Origin of the sequence: Aromatoleum evansii (genome assembly GCF_012910805.1) — a bacterium.
GTDB classification, from domain to species: Bacteria; Pseudomonadota; Gammaproteobacteria; order Burkholderiales; family Rhodocyclaceae; genus Aromatoleum; species Aromatoleum evansii.
This window is the reverse complement of sequence record NZ_WTVK01000077.1, coordinates 1-19,917: the sequence shown is the minus strand read 5'-3', so window position 1 is coordinate 19,917 and position 19,917 is coordinate 1. Positions and strand designations below refer to the sequence as shown.

Below are 19,917 nucleotides of genomic sequence, written 5' to 3'. Positions count from 1 at the left end.
GAGCGGGACTGGTTTCCGCCGCTGCCCGCGGTTCCGGCGCGGCCGGCATCGTCTCCGCGGACGTCGCGTCGGCGGCGGGGGGGGGCTGAGACGAGGACGACACCGCAGCCGGCGCCGTGACCGTTTCGGCGGGGGAAGGATCGGCCGCGGGAACGGCGGCCTGAGGCTCGGGCGCCGCCAGTTCGCTCTCCTCCACCAGCCACAGCGATGCGGTCAGCGCCAGGAGGGCGACGATCGCCATCAGTGCCCGCTTCAGGCTGGCCTTGCGCAACGTTTCTGCGGCGGCACCGGCGCCGTCTCCCGCGGTGAGCGATTCGCTCATTGGGCGTTCCCGGACTCGCCGCCCTGGCTGCGCGCCAGCGATTGCACGAGCTCGGCCTCGGCGACGGTGATGCCGCAGCGCTCGGCGATCGCTTCGGCAGCCAGTCCGCGGCGCGCGAACACCAGTGCCTCGTTGTATTCGGGCGAGGCTCCGCGCGTCACGAGCCCTGCATCGGCCTGTTCCTTGTGCGCGCGCAACTGCTCGCGGACCTCGTCGAGTTCGCGCTTCAGATCGGCCAGCGCACTGCCTTGCTGCTCGAGCTCGCGCCGCAGCTGACGGACTTCCAGTTCGTGCTGAAACGCGTCCGGAGCGGTGTCGGTGCCGGCGGGGGCGGGTGCGGGGCGCTCACGACCGTAGAGGGGGCCGGGTTCGTCATCGTCGTCACTTTCCGCGACGACAATTTCGGCAAGCGCGGGCGCCTCGGCCGGCGTGCCGTCCGGCCCGGGCGCCGACATCCGCGGCGCGCGCGATGCGCGGTAGAGCTGGTAGCCGACATAGACCGCAAGAAGGGCGATCGCGGCAAGGATGAGTTCACGCAATCCCATTCGACCTCGCACAGGGGACAGGACAAGAAGGATGGAGCATCGGGAAGGCTGACCGGGAGGCGCGCGACAACGGATAAGTCGGGGATAATACTGGCGGCCCACCCTCCCGACAATGCAGATGGCCTTCGATTCCGCGCTCGCCCTGTTCTGGCTCAAGAAGGCTGTCTCGATCATGGTCCAGCCGCCGCTCGCCCCCCTGCTCGTCATCGCGGCCGGCCTGCTGCTCGCCGCACGCTCGCGGCGCGCCGGACTCAGACTCGCATGGCTCGGCGTCGCGGCCACGCTACTGCTGTCCACGCCCGCGAGCGTCGGCTGGCTGCTGAACCGTCTCGAAACGGCACCGGTCGTCGATGCGGCGGCAATGCGGCAGGCGCAGGCCATCGTCGTGCTCGGGGCGGGCAAGCGGCGCAATGCGCCGGAATACGGCGGCGAAACGGTGAACCGCCTGGCGCTCGAACGGCTGCGTTACGCGGCACGACTCGCGCGCACGACCGGACTGCCGGTGCTGGTCAGCGGCGGCGCGCCGACGGGCGACATCCCCGAGGCCGAGTTGATGCAGGCGACACTGGAAGAGGATTTCCGCGTGCCGGTGCGCTGGGTCGAAAAGGCATCGCTCGATACGCAGCAGAACGCACGATTTTCCGCGCTGCCGCTGCGCGCCGCGGGCGTGAGCCGCATCCTGCTAGTAACTCACGCCGCCCACATGCCGCGCGCGCAGGCGGCATTCGAAGATGCGGGCCTGCAGGTCATCCCGGCGCCGACGGCGTGGTTGGGCGGCACCGGCGCGGGCGACCAGGCGCTCGGAGAGCTTCCCGGCCCGACCACCGCCTACGCCGGCTGGTATGCCGTGCACGAGTGGCTGGGGCTGCTGGCCTATCGCCTGACGCGCTGAGGGGCGCCGAAGCGCTCCCGGCGCGCGGCGGGAAAGCGCGCAGGGGCTTCCCGCGACAGGCAGTGAGTCTATGATGACAGGAAGGCCCGCGAACGAGGCCCCACGACCGCCCGGCCGGCACGTCGGAATCGGGACGGCAAGACAATGATGGCGCGAAAGGAGCAGGCATGAGCGACGCGTCCCCCGACAGCAGCATCGAAACGATCGTCATCCCGCGCGCGAGCGACCTCGGCGGCGGCTTCAAGGTCCTGCGCGTGCTGCCCTCGGCGCAGCGGCGCATGGTCGGCCCCTTCGTCTTCCTCGACCAGATGGGGCCGGTTCAGCTCGACCCCGGCACGGGGCTCGACGTGCGCCCTCACCCGCACATCGGGCTCGCGACCGTCACCTACCTGTTCGACGGCGAGATCCTGCACCGCGACAGTCTCGGCAGCGTGCAGCCGATCCGCCCCGGCGAACTCAACTGGATGACGGCCGGGCGCGGCATCGTGCATTCGGAGCGCACACCACCCGAACTGCGCCCCACCGGGCCGAAGCTGTCCGGCCTGCAGGCCTGGGTCGGACTGCCGGCGCGCGACGAGGAGATGGCACCGGCGTTCGCACACCATGGCGCCGCCGAACTGCCCGTCATCAGCGAACCCGGCATGCGCATCCGCGTGATCGCCGGCGAGATCTTCGGCGTGCGCTCGCCGGCCGAGACGCGTTCGCCGCTTTTCTATGCCGACGTCACGCTCGTCGCGCAGCAGCGCCTGCACATCCCGGCCTACTACGACGAGCGCGCAGCCTACGTCGTGGAAGGTGCCGTGCGTATCGACGGACAGGCCTATCCGCCCGGCCAGCTGCTGGTCTTCGCCCGCGGCGCGGACATCACGCTTGGCGCGCTGGGGCAGACGCGTCTCATGCTGCTGGGCGGCGACCCGCTGGACGGCCCGCGCTTCGTGTGGTGGAACTTCGTCGCCAGCACGCGCGAACGCATCGAACAGGCTAAGGAAGACTGGCGGGCCGAGCGCTTCGCGCCGGTCCCGGGAGAAACCGAACGCATCCCGCTGCCTTAGGGTTCAAGGGCAGCCCCACACCCACCGGAGAAAACGATGAGCTCGACCCTGAACGAGGAAGGACGCAATCTGCTGTTCCGCGAGGCGCGCACGCACAACGACTGGCTGGACAGGCCGGTCAGCGACGACACGCTGCGCGAGCTGTACGATCTGATGAAATGGGGCCCCACGAGCGTCAACTGCTGCCCGGCGCGCATCCTGTTCCTGCGCACGCCGGAAGCGAAGGCCAGGCTCCTGCCGGCGCTCGCCCCCGGCAACGTCGAGAAGACCCGCCGCGCTCCGGTCACCGCCATCATCGGCTACGACGGCCGCTTCTACGACCGGCTGCCCAAGCTGTTCCCGCACACCGACGCGCGCGCGTGGTTCGTCGATACGCCCGAGCTCGCCGAAGTCACGGCGCGGCGCAACAGCTCGCTGCAGGGCGCCTATTTCATGATGGCGGCGCGCGCGGTCGGGCTGGATTGCGGCCCGATGTCGGGCTTCGACCAGGCCAGGGTCGACCATGAATTCTTCCCCGCGACGAGCAGCGCCAGCAGTGAATTCAACCAGGAGTACTTCCCGGACAGCCACGTGAAGACAAACTTCCTGTGCAACCTCGGCTATGGCGATGCGACGAAGCTCTACCCACGCAACCCGCGGCTCGACTTCGACGAGGCCTGCAAGCTGCTTTGAACGCATCGCGCCCTTGCGCCAGGGTTTCAGGCACCGCGGAACCCCGGCTTGCGCTTCTCGAGGAAGGCGCTGATGCCTTCGACGAAATCCTCGGTCGCGCTGCAGCGCGCGAAAGCCTCGGCCTCGTTCTGCAGCTGGGTTTCGATCTTTGCATCCGCCGACGAGGCCAGCAGGCGCTTGATTTCGCCGTAGGCGTGGCGCGCGCCGTTCTGCAGGCGCCCGACCAGCGCTGCGGTTTCGGCGTCGAGTTCCGCAGCGGGGACGACGCGATTGACGAGGCTCAGGCGCAGTGCTTCGGCGGCATCGAAACGGTCGCCCAGCAGCAGCAGTTCCGCCGCCTTGCGCCGTCCCACGATGCGCGGCAGGAACCACGACATGCCGCCATCGGCCGACAGGCCGATCGAGGAATAGGCGGTCGTGAATTTGGCGCTGTCCGCGCACAACGCGAGGTCGCAACCCAGCATCAGCGACAGGCCGAAGCCCGCGCAGGCGCCGCGCACCTTGGCGATCACCGGCTGCGGCAGGGACTGCAGGATCTCGACGGCCGGATTGATGTGTTTCTCGATGATCGCGCGGAAGGCCACCATGCGCGCCTGCGGGCCGAGGTGGAACTGCGTCGCGAAATCCTTGAGATCGCCGCCGGCCATGAAATGATCGCCGGCGCCGACGAGCACCACGACATCGACATCCTTGAGGTCGCGCAGCGCACGCGTGGCATGCAGGAAGTCTTCCATCATCTCGATGGACAAGGCATTGAGCTGCGCGGGGCGATTCAGCGTGAGGGTCGCGACGCGGTTTTCGACGGTCAGCAATACGGTGTTGGCCATAAGAATCTATCCTTCCCTGTGATGTCTGCCGCGTCGCGTTTATGTGGTGTGGCGTTCGCGGCCGCGGATTCTGATCCACTAGTATGCCGTGAGACCGCGTGGGCTGTAATCCGGCCGGAGCGGGGGCAGGGTGCAGGCCTGAAGGTCGTGGCCTGCGGCTACCCTCGGCCGAAACCCGCGCCGGGGCGGCGATGCAAACTCGCCCTGCGGGCTCAGACATGCATCGCCTTGTTTCCCCGTCGCAGGCTCCGGCCTCGGCACGACCCGACAGGCCCGCACCCCGCCCCCGCTCCGACCTCGCGTCGGGGTTTTGCGAAGCCTGTGAAACCCTGCTCTGGATCGCTTCAAACCCGCTCGAACACCCCTGCAGCACCCATCCCGGTGCCGATGCACATCGAGATCATGCCGTAGCGCAGGTTCGCATCGCGCTGCATCGCGCTCATCAGCGTCGCCGTGCGGATCGCCCCGGTCGCACCGAGCGGATGGCCCAACGCGATCGCGCCGCCGAGCGGATTGACCTGTGCCGGGTCGAGGCCGAGCTGACTGATGACCGCGAGCGCCTGCGCCGCGAAGGCCTCGTTGAGTTCGATCCAGTCCAGCTCGCCCTGCGCGACCCCGCCCGCTTTCAAGGCCCGCGGGATCGCCTCCACGGGCCCTATCCCCATGACCTGCGGCGGCACGCCGGCGACCGCATAGCTCACGAAGCGTGCGATCGGCGTCGCGCCGTAGCGCTTCACCGCCGCCTCGCTCATCAGCAGCACCGCGCCTGCGCCGTCCGACATCTGCGAGCTGTTGCCAGCCGTCACCGAGCCGCGTGCCGCGAACACCGGCTTCAGCTTGCCCAGCGCTTCCAGCGACGCATCCGCGCGCGGCCCTTCGTCGGTGTCGACCACGCGCTCGACGACGCGCACCGCGCCGCCCTCGCCGGGCAGGTGCGCACGCACCGTGTAGGGGCTGATCTCGTTGCGGAAGAGGCCCGCCGCGATCGCTGCGCAGGCGCGCTGGTTCGAGTGCAGCGCGAAGACGTCCTGGTCCTCGCGGCTCACCTTCCACTGCTGCGCCACCTTCTCGGCGGTGAGGCCCATGCCGAAGGCGATGCCGAGGTTCTCCTGCCTGGCGAAGATCGCCGGGTTGAGGCTGACCTTGTTGCCCATGATCTGCGGCATCGCGCTCATCGACTCGGTGCCGGCGGCGATCATCACGTCTGCCTCGCCCAGCCGGATGCGCGCCGCGGCGTCCGCGACCGCCTGCAGCCCGGACGAGCAGAAGCGGTTGATCGTGATCCCCGGCACCGTGTCGGGCAGGCCCGCCAGCAGCAGGCCGATGCGTGCGACGTTCATGCCCTGCTCGGCTTCCGGCATCGCGCAGCCGACGATCACGTCGCCGATCTCTTTATGATCGAGTCCCGGCACCTTCGCGACCACCGACGTCAGTACGTGCGCCAGCATGTCGTCCGGCCGCACGCTGCGGAACAGCCCGTTTCTCTTGGCGACCGGTGTGCGCGTGGCGGCGACGATATAGGCTTCCTGAATCTGTCTGCTCATGTCCTTATCCCCATCAATTCCTGAGCGGCTTACCGGTTTCGAGCGTGTGTGCGATGCGCTGCTGCGTCTTCTCCTGCCGCAGCAGATCGACGAACAGCGCACGCTCGACGTCGAGGATCCACTCCTCGGACACGCGCGAATTCGTCTCCACTTCGCCGCCACACAGCGCCGTGGCCGCGGCCTTCGCGACCTTGTAGTCGTAGGGCGAGATGAAGCCGCCCTCGGCCATGTTCACCAGCATCAGCTCGCAGGTCGCGATGCCGTTCCTGCCCGCGACCGTCACCGCACGCTGCACGAGCGGCGGGCGGTAGCCCGACTCTGCCAGCGCGCGGGCGCGGCGGATGCCGACATAGAGCAGCTCCTGCGGGTGGAAGACGACGTCGTCGGTGGGTTTCGCGAAACCGAGCTGCACCGCCTCCAGCGCGCTCTTCGCGACGGTCGCCATGGCGACCGTCTGGAAGCTGTTCTGGATGAAGGGGAAGACGTCGCCGCCCGCGGCCTTCTGCGCGAGGTAGTGCGCCTGCAGCGCGAACTCCTTGCTGCCGCCGCCGGCCGGGATCAGGCCGACGCCCGCCTCGACGAGGCCGACGTAGCTCTCCAGCGCCAACACGCGGTGCGCCGAGTGCATCGCGAACTCGCAGCCGCCACCCAGCGCCAGGCCCTGGATCGCCGCGACGACCGGCACCTGCGCGTGCTTGAGTGTCATCGACGCACGCTGGAACTTCGCGACCGTGCGCTCGAGCATGTCGAACTTCCCGGCCTTGCACGCCTCGACGACCTGGTACAGGTTCGCGCCGACCGCGAACGGCGCGGGATGCCACAGCACGAGGCCGTCGAGGTCCGTCTCGGCACGCGCGACCGCCTCCAGCAGGCCGTCCAGCACCTCGTCGCCGATTGCGTGCTGCTTCGACCTGAAGGACAGGATGCCGATGCGGGCATCCTGGTCGGGGCGCGTCCACAGCCGCACGCCTTCGTTCTCCCACAGCGTCTCGCCGCGCTCGGCCGGCGCCTCGCCGAGTACCTGCTCGGGGTAGAGCTGGCGCTTGTACACCGGGAGGTCGCGGCGCGGCTTGAGCGCGTTCCCGGTCGCGGAGTACGAACCGCCCGCCTCATGCACGCCCGTGCGCTCGAACACCCAGGCCGGCAGCGGCACCTTCGCCATCGCGCGGCCGTGGTCGATGTCGAGCTGGATCGCCTTCGCGATCTCGCTCCAGTCGGCCGCCTGCCAGGTCTCGAACGGGCCCTGCGCCCAGCCGAAGCCCCAGCGCATCGCGAGATCGATGTCGCGCGCGCTGTCGGCGATGTCCCCGAGATGCACGGCGCAGTAATGGAACACGTCGCGGAAGATGGACCACAGAAACTGTGCCTCCAGCAGCTCGCTCGCCGCCAGCAGCGAGAAGCGCTCGACCGGATCCTTCGTCTTCAGCATCGTCTCGACCGCCGGGATCACGTCGCCCGCGCTCGGGCGGTAGTCGCCGGTTTTCAGGTCCAGCACCTGGATCTGCTTGCCTTCCTTGCGGTAGATGCCGGCGCGCGTCTTCTGCCCCAGCGCGCCCTTCGCGATCAGCGCCTGCAGCCACTCGGGCACCGTGAAGTGGGCATGCCACGGATCGTCCGGCAGCGTCGCCTGCATCGTGCCGACGACATGGGCCAGCGTGTCGAGGCCGACGACGTCCGCGGTGCGGTAGGTCGCGCTCTTGGGGCGGCCGATCAGCGGGCCGGTGAGACCGTCGACCTCGTCGAAGCCCAGCCCGAGGCGCGCCGTGTGATGCATCACCGCGAGGATGGAGAACACGCCGACACGGTTGGCGACGAAGTTGGGCGTGTCCTTCGCGCGCACGATGGACTTGCCGAGCCGGGTCGTGAGCCAGCTTTCGAGCTGGTCGAGCATCGCGGCTTCCGTGTCGCGCGTCGCGATCAGCTCGACCAGCGACATGTAGCGCGGCGGATTGAAGAAATGGATGCCGCAGAAGCGCCCCCGCAGCGCGGCGGGCATCCCTTCGGCAAGGCGGTTGATCGACAGCCCCGAAGTGTTTGAGGCGAAGACCGCGTCCGGGCGGATGAAGGGCGCGACCTTGGCGTACAGGTCCAGCTTCCACTCCATCTTCTCGGCGATTGCCTCGATGATGAGGTCGCACTCGCGCAGCTTGTCGAGGTCGGCGCCGTAGTTCGCCGCGTCGATGAATCCCGCCCGGTCCTTCGCCGCCAGCGGCGCGGGATCGAGCTTCTTCAGGCCGGCGAGCGCCTTGTCGACGATCGCGTTGGGCTTGCCGTCCTTCGCCGGCAGGTCGAACAACAGCACCGGCACATCGGCGTTCGCGCAGTGGGCTGCGATCTGCGCCCCCATCACGCCCGCGCCGAGCACCGCGACCTTGCGGATGATGAAATTGCTCATGCCAACTCTCCGGTCAATGCAAATGACATACCGTCGGCGCAGCCGCAGCCCACGGCGAATGCTGCTTTCTTCTTTTTAGCGGATGGATGCGGCGGATGCCGCGAAAAGGGCAGCGGCGCAATGCGACCGCCGCCCCCGCATCACGACGTCAGAACGCCATCGAATACTGCGCGCCGAGGATCCATACGCTGGACGTGTACTCGCCGGTCACGCGGCCGCGGCCATCGGCGAGCTGGTTGTTGTCGATCTTGGTCTTCGGCACATACAGGTAGGCCGCGCCGAGATCGAGCGTGTTGCTCTTGCTCACCTTCCACTGTCCCCCGAAGGTGAACCAGGTGCGGTCGTTGTCGGGTAGCGACACGAGGCGGCGCTCCTTGTCCTTCACCGGCGTCTGGTCGTAGGCGATGCCGAACTTGAGCTTCCAGGCGTCGTTGAGGAGGTAGTTGGCGCCCAGCGCCACGCGCCACGTATCCTTGAAATCAGCTTCGAGCGTTTGTGCGGTGGTGCCCGCAAGTGGCCCCGAATCGCGCACGATCGGAACATCCTTCACGCTGCTCCAACCGGTCCACGACAGGTCGCCGAGCATCTCCCAGCGGTCGCTGAGTTTTTGCGTGGTACTAATGATGAAGGTGTCGGGTAATTCAACGTCCACCTTGGCATCTGCGGTCTGAAGGCGAGGGTTGATTGCGCCGAACTGGGCGGCCCCCCCAGCAATTTTCAAATCACCCTTGAGCTTGTGATCGACCTTCGACCGGTAGGACACGCCAACCTTCGTCGACGGCGACAGCGTGAACAATGCACCGACGTTCCAGCCCCATGCGTCGTTGTCGACCTCCAGCTTCGCAGTCGAGGACGCCAGAGGCACCGGACCGAGGTTCGACACTGCGATGATGCGTTCGTACTCCGCCTCCATGCGCTGCCAGTTAACCCCGACGCCCAGCGACACCTTGTCATTGACGCGCCACGCAAGCGAAGGATTGATGTTGATCGTCTTGATCTCGAACTTGTTCGCCTGTGCGCTGCCCACCCACCTGTCACCGTAGTCGGTGACGAGACCGAAGGGACCGCTGAAGCCGACGCCCAGATAGAGATCCTTGTTGAGCGCCCATGACAGGTAGGCATTGGGAATCGCCGCCCAGTCGCCCGCATCGTCGCCATTGCCGGACAAAGCACCGCCGACCGAGCCCTTGTCCTTGAACTCAAAGCTCGGCCGCACCGCCGAGATCCCCAGCGAAACCTCGCGCGCCTGCAGCTGCGTCATGCCCGCCGGGTTGAAGAAGATCGTGCTGGCGTTCTCGGCCACCGCGGCCGAACCCGCATAGGCGTTGCCGATGCCACTGGCGTTCTGCTCGAGCAACTGGAAACCGGCGGCCGAAGCCGCGCCGGACCCGAGTGCGAGCAGGGCGGCAGGCAGCAGGCGGGCGATCGTCGTTTTCTTCATGGGTCTCATCTCCTCGTGATTTGTCTGTGCAACTTCGGCGCTACATTCCGGACCCGCAGCGCAGTCTCCCCGGATACGCGCGCCCCCCGGCACCGCGGGGCCGCGCAAGATTCATCGAATGGAGTTCAGGCAGGCGGAACGGGCCGCTTGCGCCCCTTGTCGTCGAGCGCGACGTAGGTCAGCGTCGCCTCGGTGACCTTCACGACGACCGGGTTCTCGGGGTCGCGCTCGGCATACACCTCGACGTCTACAGTGATGGAAGTGCGCCCAACGGACACTACTTCGGCATAAAAACTTACAAGGTCGCCGACCGACACGGGCTGCTTGAACACGAAGGAGTTCACCGCCACGGTCGCGGTACGACAACGCGCTCGGCGGTGCGCGGGAATCGCACCGGCGATGTCGACCATCGCCATGATCCAGCCGCCGAACACGTCGCCTGACGGATTCAGGTCGGCCGGCATCGGCATCACGCGCAAGGCCGGCTGCTTGTTCTCGGGTAGTTTCACCGGCTCGGTCGCGGCTTCGCTCATCAGACTCCCCTTGCGCTCACGCTGGATGGACAACGGCATTCCGCGGTCCGGCCGGAACCGCATCGGACGGCCCTTTCCCCACTTCCGGGGAATGATACAGCGGGCCGCCCGTGAAGGGGGCGAAGCCCGTTCCGAAAATGATTCCGGCATCGGCCAGATCGGCATCCGCGACCACCCCCTGCTCGACGCAGCGGCGCGCTGCGGAGATCAGCGGCGCAAGGATGCGCTCGGCCAGCCCGACAGGAATCGTCCCGGCCGCAGCCTTCTGCGCCTTGCCCTCGGCCCAGCGGTAATAGCCCTGCCCGCTTTTGCGGCCGAGCTGCCCGGCGGCGACCAGCGCGATCAGCTTCGGCGGCGGCTCGGCGCCCACACCGGCCAGCGCCTTGCCGGCAGCGACCGCTATGTCGAGACCGACCGTATCGACCAGCTCGACCGGCCCCATCGGCATGCCGAAGGCCATCAGCGCGGCGTCGATCGTCTCCGGCGCGATGCCCTCCTCGACGCAGCGCAGTGCCTCCAGCATGTAGGGGCCCAGCACCGCATTCACGAGGAAACCCGGTGCGCTCTTCACCGGCAGCGGCAGCTTGTCGAGGCGGCGCACGAAGGCCGCCGCGCGCCGCAGCGCCTCGTCGTCCGACTGTTCCCCGCGCACCACCTCGACCAGCGGCATCAGCGCGACCGGGTTGAAGAAGTGGATGCCGACGAGCCGGCGCGGGGCCGTCAATTCGGTAGCGATATCCTCGATGCGCAGGCTCGACGTGTTGGTCGCGAGCACCGCCTCGGGCTTCGCGCGCCGCTCGATCTCGGCGAACAGCGCACGCTTGGCGTCGAGGTTCTCGAAGATCGCCTCGATCACGAGGTCGGCGCGCGCAGCGCCGTGGCCGGCCGGATCGGGGATCAGCCGGTCGAGCGCGAAGCGCACCTGGCGCTGCTCGCCGCGCGTCTTGCGCTCGAAGAGCTTGGCTGCGCGCGCGACGGCCGGGGCGATGCGTTCGACCGACTGGTCCTGCAGCGTAACCGTCATGCCGGCCCACGCGCACAGTGCGGCGATGTCGCCACCCATCACGCCGGCGCCGACGACATGCACGTGGCGCGGCGCGAAGTCCGAGTCTTTTCCGAAGCCCTTCAGCCGCTCCTGCAGGAAGAACACGCGCACGAGGTTCTTCGCGGTCGGCGAGCGGAAGATCGCCTCCAGCGAGGCCGGGTCGTCGGCCGGCACCGCGAGCGCGTTGCCGCCGTGCTTCTGCCAGATGTCGAGGATCGCGTAGGGCGCCGGGTAATGCTCGCGTCGCGCCTTCGCCGCGACCTGCGCGCGTGCCTTGTTCGCGACGAGCGCCTTCAGCGGGCCGTTCAGCAGCTTCTGCACGAGGGGCAGCGCACGCGGCGGCTGGCCGGACAGCAACAGCATGCGCGCGGCGTTCTCGATCACGCGCGGCGGCACGCAGGCGTCGGCGAGGCCCAGTTTCTGCGCGCGACGCGCATCGAGGCTCTTGCCGGTGAGCATCATGTCGAGCGCCGCGGCCGGCCCGATCAGCTCCGGCAGGCGCTTCATGCCGCCCCAGCCGGGCACGATGCCCAGCATCACCTCGGGCAGCGCGAGCTTGGTGCCGGGCTCATCGACGACGATGCGGTAGCGGCATGCCAGCGCGAGCTCCAGCCCGCCGCCGAGGCAATGGCCGCGGATCAGCGCGAGCGTCGGGAATTTCAGGCGCGCGAGCCAGTCGAAAAGCTCCCAGCCGCGTTGCACGAGATCGCGCGCACCCGCTGCTGAGTCGATGCGCGTGAACTCCTCGATATCCGCGCCGGCAACGAAACCGGCCGGCTTCGCCGAGGCGATGACCAGACCCTTGGGCGGATCGGCTTCGAGCTGCGCGAACACGGCGGCGAGTTCGTCGAGCAGTTCGCGCGACAGGGTGTTGGTGCTTGCGCCGGCGCGGTCGAGATACAGCCACGCGAGACCCGAGTCGTCCCCCTTGCGGGCAAGGACCAGATGCTTGAAATCGCTCATCACAGCGCCTCCACCAGCATCGCGCCGCCCTGCCCGCCGCCGATGCAGATGCTGGCGATGCCGCGCTTCAGGCCTTGCCGGCGCAGCACGTTCAGCAGATGCAGCACGATGCGCGCGCCGCTCGCGCCGACCGGGTGGCCCTGCGCGATCGCGCCGCCGTCGGGGTTGAGCTTCGCCTCGTCGAGACGGCCGAAGGCATCGTCGAGCCCGAGTTCGTCGCGGCAATAGTCCGCGTCGTCCCAGGCACGCAGGCAGGCGATCACCTGCGCCGCGAAAGCCTCGTTGATCTCCCACGCGTCGATGTCGGCGAGCGCGAAGTCGTGGCGCCGCAGGATAGGCGTCGCGGCGTGCACCGGGCCGAGGCCCATCTGCGCGGGGTCGAGGCCCGCCCACTGGCTGTCGGCGATGCGCCCGAGCGGCACGAGGCCGTGGCGTTCGACCGCTTCCGCGGACGCGAGGATCAGCCACGCCGCACCGTCGGTGATCTGCGAGCTGTTGCCGGCGGTCACGCGGCCGTACTTGCGGTCGAAGAAGGGTTTGAGCTTGGCGAGGTTCTCCGGCGTGGAGTCGGCGCGCACGCCGTCGTCGTCGGCGTACACGGTGCCGTCGCGGTCGATCAGCGGCACGATCTCATGGAAATGCCCGGCCTCGCGCGCCGCCAGCACGCGGGCGTGGCTGCGCGCGGCGAAGGTGTCCATCTCGGCGCGCGAGATGCCGAAGCGGTGCGCGAGGTTCTCGGCGGTCTGGCCCATCAGCTGGCCCACGATGGGGTCGGTGAGCCCTTTCATGATGCCGATCACCGGTGCGAGGTAGCCGGGCCTGAAGCGGCGCAGCGCGCCGAGCTTGTCGCCGACGGTCTTCGTCGCGTACCAGCCGGAGAGCCAGCGCACCATCGCGTCGGAGAGCAGCAGCGGTGCGCGCGACAGGGCATCGACGCCGCCCGCGAGCACGAGATCCGAGCGTCCGGCCTGGATGTTCGCGATCGCCGAATCGAGCGCCTGCATGCCGGAGGCGCAGTTCCTCATCACGGTCCAGCCCGGCACCTTCTGCCCGCAGCCCATGCGCAGCGCGGCGACGCGGCCGATGTTGACCTCGTCGGGCGAAGGGCTCGCGCAGCCGAGGATCACCTCGTCGAGTTCGTCCGGCGCGAAACGCTGGCGCGCGAGCAGCGCGGCGCCGGCCGCGGTCGCGAGGTCCGAGGCCGCGAACGGCCCCGGCGTGTTGCGCGACTTGAGGAAGGGCGTGCGTGCGCCGTCGATGATGAAGATGTCGCGAGTCATGCAGCAGCCTTCACCGTCGCGGGCGACTGCGACGCGATCACGCCGAGCGCGTCACGCAGGCCGAAGTCGTAGGGAAAGTCATCGACGCGGATCACCTTGTCGCGCAGCTCGCCGCGACGCTGGAGCAGCGCAAACTCGTCGGCGGTGATCACGCCCGCGTCGAAGGCGCGCTGCCACAGCGCATCGACACCGCCGCCCACGAGCAGGCCCGGCACGAAGCGGCCTTCCTTCTGCGCCTGGCGCACCTTGGCCTCGACCGGCTCGGCGGCGATCGTCGCGGCGAGCGCGGCCTCGGCGGCCGCGACCGGTTCTTCGAGATCGCTCGGCAGATACACGTCGGAGGTCAGCCGGTCGCGCGTCGCCGACGGCGCGATCAGCAGCTTGGCGACCTCGTGGCCGAGCTGGTCAGACGGCACGACATAGGGCCGCCCGAGCGGGAACACCACGATGCGGCGCAGGAGCGTCGCGAAGAGTTTGTTCGGGAAGTTCGCGATCACGCCCTCGAAGGCGTTCTGCGCCTTGAACATGCAGTCCCAGATCGCCCAGTGCATCAGCGGCGCGTCGGCGGCCTGGCGGCCTTCGGCCTCGTAGCGGCGCAGCACCGCGGAGGCGAGGTACATCAGCGACAGGATGTCGCCCAGGCGCGCGGAGAGCTTCTCCTTGCGCTTCAGCGCACCGCCCATCGTGCCCATCGAGATATCGGAAATGAACGCGAACGCCGCCGAAAACCGGGTGAGCTGCTGGTAATAGCGCCGCGTCTCGGGCGCAATGTTGTCGGGCACGCCGACGAAGTGCGAGCCGGTGAGGCCCATCACCAGTGCGCGCGCGGCGTTCGACACCGTGTAGCCGACGTGACCCCACAAGGCCGTGTCGAAGGCCGCGAGCGCGTTGTCCTGCGCGGCGTGCATCTCGTCGAGCACGTAGGGATGGCAGCGGATCGCGCCCTGGCCGAAGAGGATCAGGCTGCGCGTGAGGATGTTCGCGCCCTCGACCGTGATGCCGACCGGGATCTGCTGGTAGGCGCGACCGAGGACGTTCTGCGGCCCGAGGCAGATGCCCTTGCCGCCGATCACGTCCATGCCGTCATTGACGGTCTGGCGCGCCCGCTCGGTGACGTGGTACTTCACGATCGCGGACACCACCGAGGGCTTCTCGCCGAGATCCACCGCCCCGGCCGTCATCACGCGCGCCGCGTCGCTGAGATAGGTGTTCGCGCCGATGCGAGTGAGCGCCTCCTCGACGCCCTCGAAGCGGCCGATGGCGGTCTTGAACTGGTAGCGCACGCGCGCATAGGCACCAACGGCGCGCGCCGTCATCTTCTGCATGCCGGTGTTGGAACCGGGCAGCGAGATCGAGCGGCCCGCCGCGAGGCACTCCATCAGCATGCGCCAGCCCTGCCCGGCCATCTTCGGCCCGCCGATGATGAAGTCGAGCGGCATGAAGACGTCAGTGCCGCGCACCGGCCCGTTCATCCAGATGCCGTTGAGCGGGAAGTGGCGGCGGCCGGTGTCCACGCCGGGGTGATCGGCCGGCACCAGCGCGCAGGTGATGCCGAGGTCCGGCTCGCTGCCGAGCAGGCCGTCCGGGTCGTAGAGGCGAAAGGCCAGCCCGAACACCGTGCATACCGGCGCGAGCGTGATGTAGCGCTTGTCGAACGAGACGCGCATGCCGAGCACCTCGCGCCCCTGCCACATTCCCTTGCACACGACGCCCGCGTCGGGAATGGACGCCGCGTCGGACCCCGCCCACGGGCTGGTCAGCGCGAAGGCCGGGATCTCCAGCCCCTTCGCCAGGCGCGGCAGGTAGTGGGATTTCTGCTCCGGCGTGCCGTAGTGCAGCAGCAGCTCCGCCGGGCCGAGCGAGTTCGGCACCATCACCGTGATCGCGGGCGCCGAGGCGCGCGTCGACAGCTTGGTCACGACCTGGGAATGGGCGTAGGCCGAGAAGCCCTTGCCGCCGTACTCCCTGGGAATGATCATGCCGAGGAAGCCCTTGTCCTTGATGTACTGCCACACCTCGGGCGACAGATCCTGGCGCAGGTTGTCCTGCCAGTCCTTGGTGAGGCGGCACAGCTCGGCGGTCTCGTTGTCGAGGAAGCTGCGCTCCTCGGCGGTAAGCGTGGGCCAGGGATAGGCGAGCAGCTTCGACCACGCCGGCGCGCCGCGGAAGAGTTCGCCTTCCCACCACACGGTGCCCGCCTCCAGCGCATCGCGCTCGGTCTGCGACATCGACGGCAGCGCGGCGCGGAAGGCGCGGAAGATCGGAGCAGTCACGAGCGCACGACGCACGGGGCGTAGCAGGAAGACCGCCATCACGGCCGCGAACACCGCCAGCGCCGCAGCGATCCCCGCCGGCGCCCAGCCCTCCGCCCAGCCGACCGCGGCCAGCCAGACCAACCCGACCCCTGCCCAGGCAAAAAGGGGCGCTCGCCCGTAGGCGAGCGCGATTGCCAAGGGAGGGAGCAAAGCGATGAACCACCAGATCATTGTCGTCTCCTCTATCGTTCAGGATCCGCCCCGGCGCGATCTGCGTCGCGCGTCATTCCGGGACCGGTCCGCATTCGGTTCATTGGGTGCGGTGCGCACCCTTTCCGTTCTCGCCCGGCACGCCCTGCCCCGGCAGCGGCGCACGCAGCCCGCCGAGCAGGAAGGACATCAGCCGCGGCAGCAGTCGCTCCGGGTCGGCGTCGTCGAACGTGCCGGCAAAGAGTTGCAGCGCATCGGTGCCGGCGATCGCGTAGGACATCGCCCCCATCATGAAATGGAAGCGCCACAGGATTTCCTCGCGCGGCACGTCGGGCAGCGCGCGGTACAGCGCGGCGAGAAAGCGCTCGACCGCCTCGGCGTATTCCTCGGCGAGGAACTGGCGCACGAAGCCGTTGGGTTCCGTATAGGTTCGACCAAGCAGGCGCATGAAAGTGTGACCGCCGTGCTCGGTATCCGCCGCCATCTCCAGCGCCGTGCCGAAGAAGGCCTCCACGATGCGGCTGGGCTTGAGGGGCGCACCCTGCGCCTCCGCCTCCAGCCGGTCGAGCACCGCCAGGCGCCGCCGATTGAGCTCGGTGAGGCGGCGCCTGAACACCTCCTGGATCAGCGCGTCCTTGCTGCCGAAGTGGTAATTCACCGCCGCGATGTTGGCGTCCGCGCGGCTCGTGATCATGCGCATCGTCGTCGCCTCGAAGCCGTGTTCGACGAACAGGGCTTCGGCCGCATCGAGGATGCGGTCGCGGGTTTCGGGGGCGGGTTGTCGGTCGCTGGGAGCGCGCATGATGAAACACATGAATCAAACAGTTGTTTGAATCATACGTTTCATTGATTGAGTGTCAAGAAATTTTGATGCGGTGGTGCACCAACGCGGACGCGCCTTGCCCGAAACGGAGAAGCGCAGGCCAGCAAACGATTCGCCGCAAAAAATAAGAGCCGGGACTCTCGTCCCGGCTCGCAGCGATGGGGGCGCCCCGCAGGGCGGCCCGGGCGCTTATTCCTTCGGGTCGCGCTTGAGCAGTTCGGCGACCTTGATGCCGACTTCCGGCGTGCCGCCGAAGGCGGTGCCCGTCTTGCCCTTGGCGAAGTTGTTCACGCCGTGGGTGTAGTCGGCCGCCGACAGCGGCACGTACTTCACTTCCTTGACCAGTTGCGGCGCGTTCTTCAGGTAGAACTCGACGAACTCCTTGACCTCGGGCTTCTCTGCGGCGGCCTTTGCGCTGACGTAGATGAAGATCGGACGCGCCAGCGGCTGGTAGCTGCCGTCCATCACGGTGTCGAAGCCCGGCGCGACGCCCGCGGACGCGCCCTTCGCAACGACCGGCACCGCACGCAGCTTGGACTTGTTCTCGAGGTAGTAGGCCAGGCCGAAGTAGCCGAGGCCGCCCTTGTTGCGCGACACGCCCTGCACGAGCACGTTGTCGTCCTCGGATGCAGTGAAGTCGCCGCGGCTCGCCTTCTCCTTGCCGTTGATGGCGTCGGTGAAGTAGTCGAAGGTGCCCGAATCGGCGCCCGGGCCATACAGCGCGAGCGGCTGGTCGGGCCAGGCGGGATTGACGTCGCTCCACTTCGCGATCTTGCCCTGGGCTGCCGGCTCCCACATGGCCTTCAGTTCCTCGACCTTCACTTCCTTGAGCCAGGTGTTGTCGTTGTTCACGACGACGGTGATCGCGTCGTAGGCGACGGGCAACTCGATGTACTTGATGCCGGCCTGGGCGCAGGCCTCCATCTCCTTCTTCGAGATCGGGCGCGAGGCGTTCGAGACGTCGGTCTCGCCGCGGCAGAATTTCTTGAAGCCGCCGCCCGTGCCCGAGATGCCGATCGTGACCTTGACGGCATTCTTCCTGGCCTTCTGGAATTCCTCGCCGACGGCCTCGGAGATCGGATAGACCGTGCTCGAACCGTCGACCTTGATCAGGGTTTCGGCATGGACGGTGCCAGCCACGGCGAGCAGCAGCGAGGACAGGGCGAGAGACTTGCGAACAACCATCGGACTTGCTCCGGTATGTGGAAGACAGGCCGTCATGCTGGAGGGCGCGCGTTACACGAACATGTTGGGCGTGTTACAGACACATGACATCGCGCGGCGGCGACCCGCGGCCGATGCCGTCAGGATCGCGTGCGGTAGGCGTCAGCGCCGGTCGCGCCGTTCGCTCCATTCGCGCGCGGTGCGTTCGAGGTGTTGCAGGAACACCGTCGCGACCGGCGAGAGGCGCTTGCCGCGCGGGTACAGCGTGAACCAGCTCGACTGGAGCGGGAAACCGGCAACGTCGAGGATCGCGAGCTGGTCGTCCGCGGGCCGCGCCGCCAGGGCGTGACGCGAGATCACCGCGAGGCCGAGGCCGCCCGCGACGGCCTGCTTGATCGCTTCGTTGCTGCCGAGTTCGAGGCGCACCCGCGGGACGAAGGCGTTGCGCGCAAAATGCGCATCGCAAGCGAGGCGCGTGCCGGAGCCGCGCTCGCGCAAGATGAAGCGCTCACCGCCAAGGTCGATGAGTTCGATCCGCCGTCCGGCCAGCAGGTGCCCCTCGGGGGCGATCACGACGAGCGGGTTGGGCAGGAAGGCGTGGGGTTCGAGGTCGAGGTTCTCCGGCGGCATCGACATGATGTAGAGGTCGTCGCGGTTCTCGCGCAGCCGGGCGACGACGCCGTCGCGGTTGAGCACTTCGAGCGAGATGTCGATGTTCGGGTGCTCCGCGCAGAAACTGCCCAGCAGGCGCGGCACGAAGTACTTCGCGGTGCTCACCAGCGCCACCCGCAGCCGCCCCCGCTCCAACCCCTTCATCGCGTCGATCGCCTGCTCGAACGCCAGCCACTCGTCGAGCATCGCGCGCGCGGTTTCCGCCAGCGCCTCGCCGGCGGTCGTGAGGTAGAGACGCTTGCCGATCTGTTCGTATAGCGGCAGGCCCACGGCGTCGGCGAGTTCGCGCAGCTGCATCGACACGGTGGGCTGCGTGACATGGCAGGCCTCGGCTGCCGCGGTGACGCTGCCGTGGTCGGCGAGCGCAAGGAATAGGCGCAGCTGGCGAAAGGTCGCATTCATAGAGTTTTATCGATGCACATCATCACGAATATCGATTATTAATTATTTTCACCCATCGCTAACATCGCGACCAACGTCAATCATCTGAAGGCGAGCTGCGCCCCTCCATGAAAACCCATACGTCCGAAACCCAGGCCAGCGTCACCCCTGCACTTGCCCTGCAGTTCCTCAGGGAGGGCAACGCACGCTTCGTCAACAACCTGCGCGCGAGCCGCGACCTGTTGCAGCAAGCCAACGAGACGCGCGACGGCCAGTGGCCGTTCGCCACCGTCGTGAGCTGCATCGATAGCCGCACCTCGGCCGAGCTCATCTTCGACCAGGGCCTCGGCGACATCTTCTCCGTGCGCATCGCCGGCAACGTGATCAACACCGACATCATCGGCAGCCTCGAATTCGCCTGCCACGTGGCCGGATCGAAGCTCATCGTGGTGCTCGGGCACACCTCGTGCGGCGCCATCAAGGGCGCGTGCGACCACGTCGAACTGGGCAACCTCACCGAGCTGCTGTCGAAGATTCAGCCGGCCGTCTATGAAGAGAGCCAGACCCCGGATCCGGCGCAGCGCAATTCGAAGAACGCCGCGTTCGTCGAGAACGTGGCCGACCTGAACGTGCGCCGCTCGGTGCGTTCGATCGTGAACCGCAGCCCCATCCTCGAGCGCCTGATCGCCGCCGGCAAGGTGGGCATCATCGGCGGCAAGCACGACCTCGCCAGCGGCACGGTGACGTTCTTCGACGACACCTGGCTGCACGACGCCGCGTCGCTGCGGCTCATCGCCGGCTAGTTGGCACAACGTGGCTCCCTCCCCTTCAAGGGGAGGGTTGGGGTGGGGATGGGTGGACTCCGCAGCGTCTGCAAGAGACCCATCCCCATCCTGTCCTT

Annotated in this window: 16 protein-coding genes and 1 pseudogene; 4 read left to right on the top strand and 13 right to left on the bottom strand. The window is 68.1% G+C overall.

The features are described 5' to 3' along the window. Both GO615_RS24765 and GO615_RS24760 read right to left on the bottom strand, forming a co-directional pair. Positions 1-322: pseudogene (locus tag GO615_RS24765) on the bottom strand (hypothetical protein); the annotation flags it as partial. After that, a complete protein-coding gene (locus GO615_RS24760; RefSeq protein ID WP_169132535.1) occupies positions 319-867 on the bottom strand; it encodes a DUF2802 domain-containing protein in 549 nt (182 codons plus the stop codon). The pseudogene GO615_RS24765 and the gene GO615_RS24760, both read right to left, overlap by 4 nt. A 118-nt stretch (positions 868-985) precedes the next feature. Here GO615_RS24760 and GO615_RS24755 point away from each other — a divergent pair, with 118 nt between their 5' ends. From GO615_RS24755 to GO615_RS24745, 3 genes are all read left to right on the top strand, one after another. Next, positions 986-1,759 carry a YdcF family protein gene (locus tag GO615_RS24755; protein WP_169132534.1) on the top strand — a complete coding sequence of 258 codons (774 nt, stop codon included), beginning with the start codon at positions 986-988 and terminating at the stop codon, positions 1,757-1,759. Between the two features lie 167 nt (positions 1,760-1,926). Then, positions 1,927-2,811, top strand: a complete 885-nt coding sequence (locus GO615_RS24750; RefSeq protein ID WP_169132533.1) for a pirin family protein — start codon at positions 1,927-1,929, stop codon at positions 2,809-2,811. Between the two features lie 36 nt (positions 2,812-2,847). Further along, positions 2,848-3,483 carry a malonic semialdehyde reductase gene (locus tag GO615_RS24745; protein ID WP_169132532.1) on the top strand — a complete coding sequence of 212 codons (636 nt, stop codon included), beginning with the start codon at positions 2,848-2,850 and terminating at the stop codon, positions 3,481-3,483. Between the two features lie 26 nt (positions 3,484-3,509). On the opposite strand, the gene GO615_RS24740 is transcribed toward GO615_RS24745, so the two are convergent. From GO615_RS24740 to GO615_RS24690, 11 genes are all read right to left on the bottom strand, one after another. After that, entirely contained in the window at positions 3,510-4,310 is an 801-nt protein-coding gene (locus GO615_RS24740) for an enoyl-CoA hydratase/isomerase family protein (RefSeq protein WP_169132531.1), read from the bottom strand. A gap of 344 nt (positions 4,311-4,654) precedes the next feature. Further along, positions 4,655-5,854 (bottom strand): acetyl-CoA C-acyltransferase, encoded by a 1,200-nt coding sequence (locus GO615_RS24735; protein ID WP_169132530.1) that lies wholly within the window; start codon positions 5,852-5,854, stop codon positions 4,655-4,657. A gap of 13 nt (positions 5,855-5,867) precedes the next feature. Next, on the bottom strand, positions 5,868-8,249 hold the full coding sequence (locus GO615_RS24730; RefSeq protein WP_169132529.1) for a 3-hydroxyacyl-CoA dehydrogenase/enoyl-CoA hydratase family protein: 2,382 nt from the start codon (positions 8,247-8,249) through the stop codon (positions 5,868-5,870). Between the two features lie 148 nt (positions 8,250-8,397). Next, a complete protein-coding gene (locus tag GO615_RS24725; RefSeq protein ID WP_169132528.1) occupies positions 8,398-9,690 on the bottom strand; it encodes an OmpP1/FadL family transporter in 1,293 nt (430 codons plus the stop codon). Positions 9,691-9,815: 125 nt separating this feature from the next. Beyond that, a complete protein-coding gene (locus GO615_RS24720; RefSeq protein ID WP_169132527.1) occupies positions 9,816-10,223 on the bottom strand; it encodes an acyl-CoA thioesterase in 408 nt (135 codons plus the stop codon). Between the two features lie 16 nt (positions 10,224-10,239). Further along, positions 10,240-12,231 (bottom strand): 3-hydroxyacyl-CoA dehydrogenase NAD-binding domain-containing protein, encoded by a 1,992-nt coding sequence (locus GO615_RS24715; RefSeq protein WP_169132526.1) that lies wholly within the window; start codon positions 12,229-12,231, stop codon positions 10,240-10,242. Next, positions 12,231-13,511: an acetyl-CoA C-acetyltransferase gene (locus GO615_RS24710; RefSeq protein WP_169132525.1), complete on the bottom strand. Its 1,281-nt coding sequence runs from the start codon at positions 13,509-13,511 to the stop codon at positions 12,231-12,233. Before GO615_RS24710 ends, GO615_RS24715 begins: the two co-directional genes overlap by 1 nt. Beyond that, entirely contained in the window at positions 13,508-15,997 is a 2,490-nt protein-coding gene (locus GO615_RS24705) for an acyl-CoA dehydrogenase (protein WP_169132524.1), read from the bottom strand. Before GO615_RS24705 ends, GO615_RS24710 begins: the two co-directional genes overlap by 4 nt. Positions 15,998-16,076: 79 nt before the next feature. Further along, entirely contained in the window at positions 16,077-16,778 is a 702-nt protein-coding gene (locus GO615_RS24700; RefSeq protein ID WP_169132523.1) for a TetR/AcrR family transcriptional regulator, read from the bottom strand. Positions 16,779-16,988: 210 nt separating this feature from the next. Then, entirely contained in the window at positions 16,989-17,984 is a 996-nt protein-coding gene (locus GO615_RS24695) for a PstS family phosphate ABC transporter substrate-binding protein (protein ID WP_169132522.1), read from the bottom strand. Positions 17,985-18,125: 141 nt separating this feature from the next. After that, on the bottom strand, positions 18,126-19,037 hold the full coding sequence (locus tag GO615_RS24690; protein ID WP_169132521.1) for a LysR family transcriptional regulator: 912 nt from the start codon (positions 19,035-19,037) through the stop codon (positions 18,126-18,128). A gap of 107 nt (positions 19,038-19,144) precedes the next feature. Between GO615_RS24690 and GO615_RS24685 the strand changes: the two genes are divergently transcribed. Beyond that, positions 19,145-19,819: a carbonic anhydrase family protein gene (locus tag GO615_RS24685; protein ID WP_169132520.1), complete on the top strand. Its 675-nt coding sequence runs from the start codon at positions 19,145-19,147 to the stop codon at positions 19,817-19,819. Positions 19,820-19,917 lie beyond the last annotated feature (98 nt).

Excerpts from the sequence above, each read along its gene's own strand:
- GO615_RS24755 (WP_169132534.1), top strand. The coding sequence starts at position 986 with ATGGCCTTCGATTCCGCGCTCGCCCTGTTCTGGCTCAAGAAGGCTGTC.
- GO615_RS24745 (WP_169132532.1), top strand. The coding sequence starts at position 2,848 with ATGAGCTCGACCCTGAACGAGGAAGGACGCAATCTGCTGTTCCGCGAG.
- GO615_RS24730 (WP_169132529.1), bottom strand. The coding sequence starts at position 8,249 with ATGAGCAATTTCATCATCCGCAAGGTCGCGGTGCTCGGCGCGGGCGTG.
- GO615_RS24695 (WP_169132522.1), bottom strand. The coding sequence starts at position 17,984 with ATGGTTGTTCGCAAGTCTCTCGCCCTGTCCTCGCTGCTGCTCGCCGTG.
- GO615_RS24750 (WP_169132533.1), top strand. The coding sequence starts at position 1,927 with ATGAGCGACGCGTCCCCCGACAGCAGCATCGAAACGATCGTCATCCCG.
- GO615_RS24705 (WP_169132524.1), bottom strand. The coding sequence starts at position 15,997 with ATGATCTGGTGGTTCATCGCTTTGCTCCCTCCCTTGGCAATCGCGCTC.
- GO615_RS24710 (WP_169132525.1), bottom strand. The coding sequence starts at position 13,511 with ATGACTCGCGACATCTTCATCATCGACGGCGCACGCACGCCCTTCCTC.
- GO615_RS24685 (WP_169132520.1), top strand. The coding sequence starts at position 19,145 with ATGAAAACCCATACGTCCGAAACCCAGGCCAGCGTCACCCCTGCACTT.
- GO615_RS24690 (WP_169132521.1), bottom strand. The coding sequence starts at position 19,037 with ATGAATGCGACCTTTCGCCAGCTGCGCCTATTCCTTGCGCTCGCCGAC.
- GO615_RS24740 (WP_169132531.1), bottom strand. The coding sequence starts at position 4,310 with ATGGCCAACACCGTATTGCTGACCGTCGAAAACCGCGTCGCGACCCTC.
- GO615_RS24700 (WP_169132523.1), bottom strand. The coding sequence starts at position 16,778 with ATGCGCGCTCCCAGCGACCGACAACCCGCCCCCGAAACCCGCGACCGC.
- GO615_RS24725 (WP_169132528.1), bottom strand. The coding sequence starts at position 9,690 with ATGAAGAAAACGACGATCGCCCGCCTGCTGCCTGCCGCCCTGCTCGCA.
- GO615_RS24735 (WP_169132530.1), bottom strand. The coding sequence starts at position 5,854 with ATGAGCAGACAGATTCAGGAAGCCTATATCGTCGCCGCCACGCGCACA.
- GO615_RS24715 (WP_169132526.1), bottom strand. The coding sequence starts at position 12,231 with ATGAGCGATTTCAAGCATCTGGTCCTTGCCCGCAAGGGGGACGACTCG.
- GO615_RS24760 (WP_169132535.1), bottom strand. The coding sequence starts at position 867 with ATGGGATTGCGTGAACTCATCCTTGCCGCGATCGCCCTTCTTGCGGTC.
- GO615_RS24720 (WP_169132527.1), bottom strand. The coding sequence starts at position 10,223 with ATGAGCGAAGCCGCGACCGAGCCGGTGAAACTACCCGAGAACAAGCAG.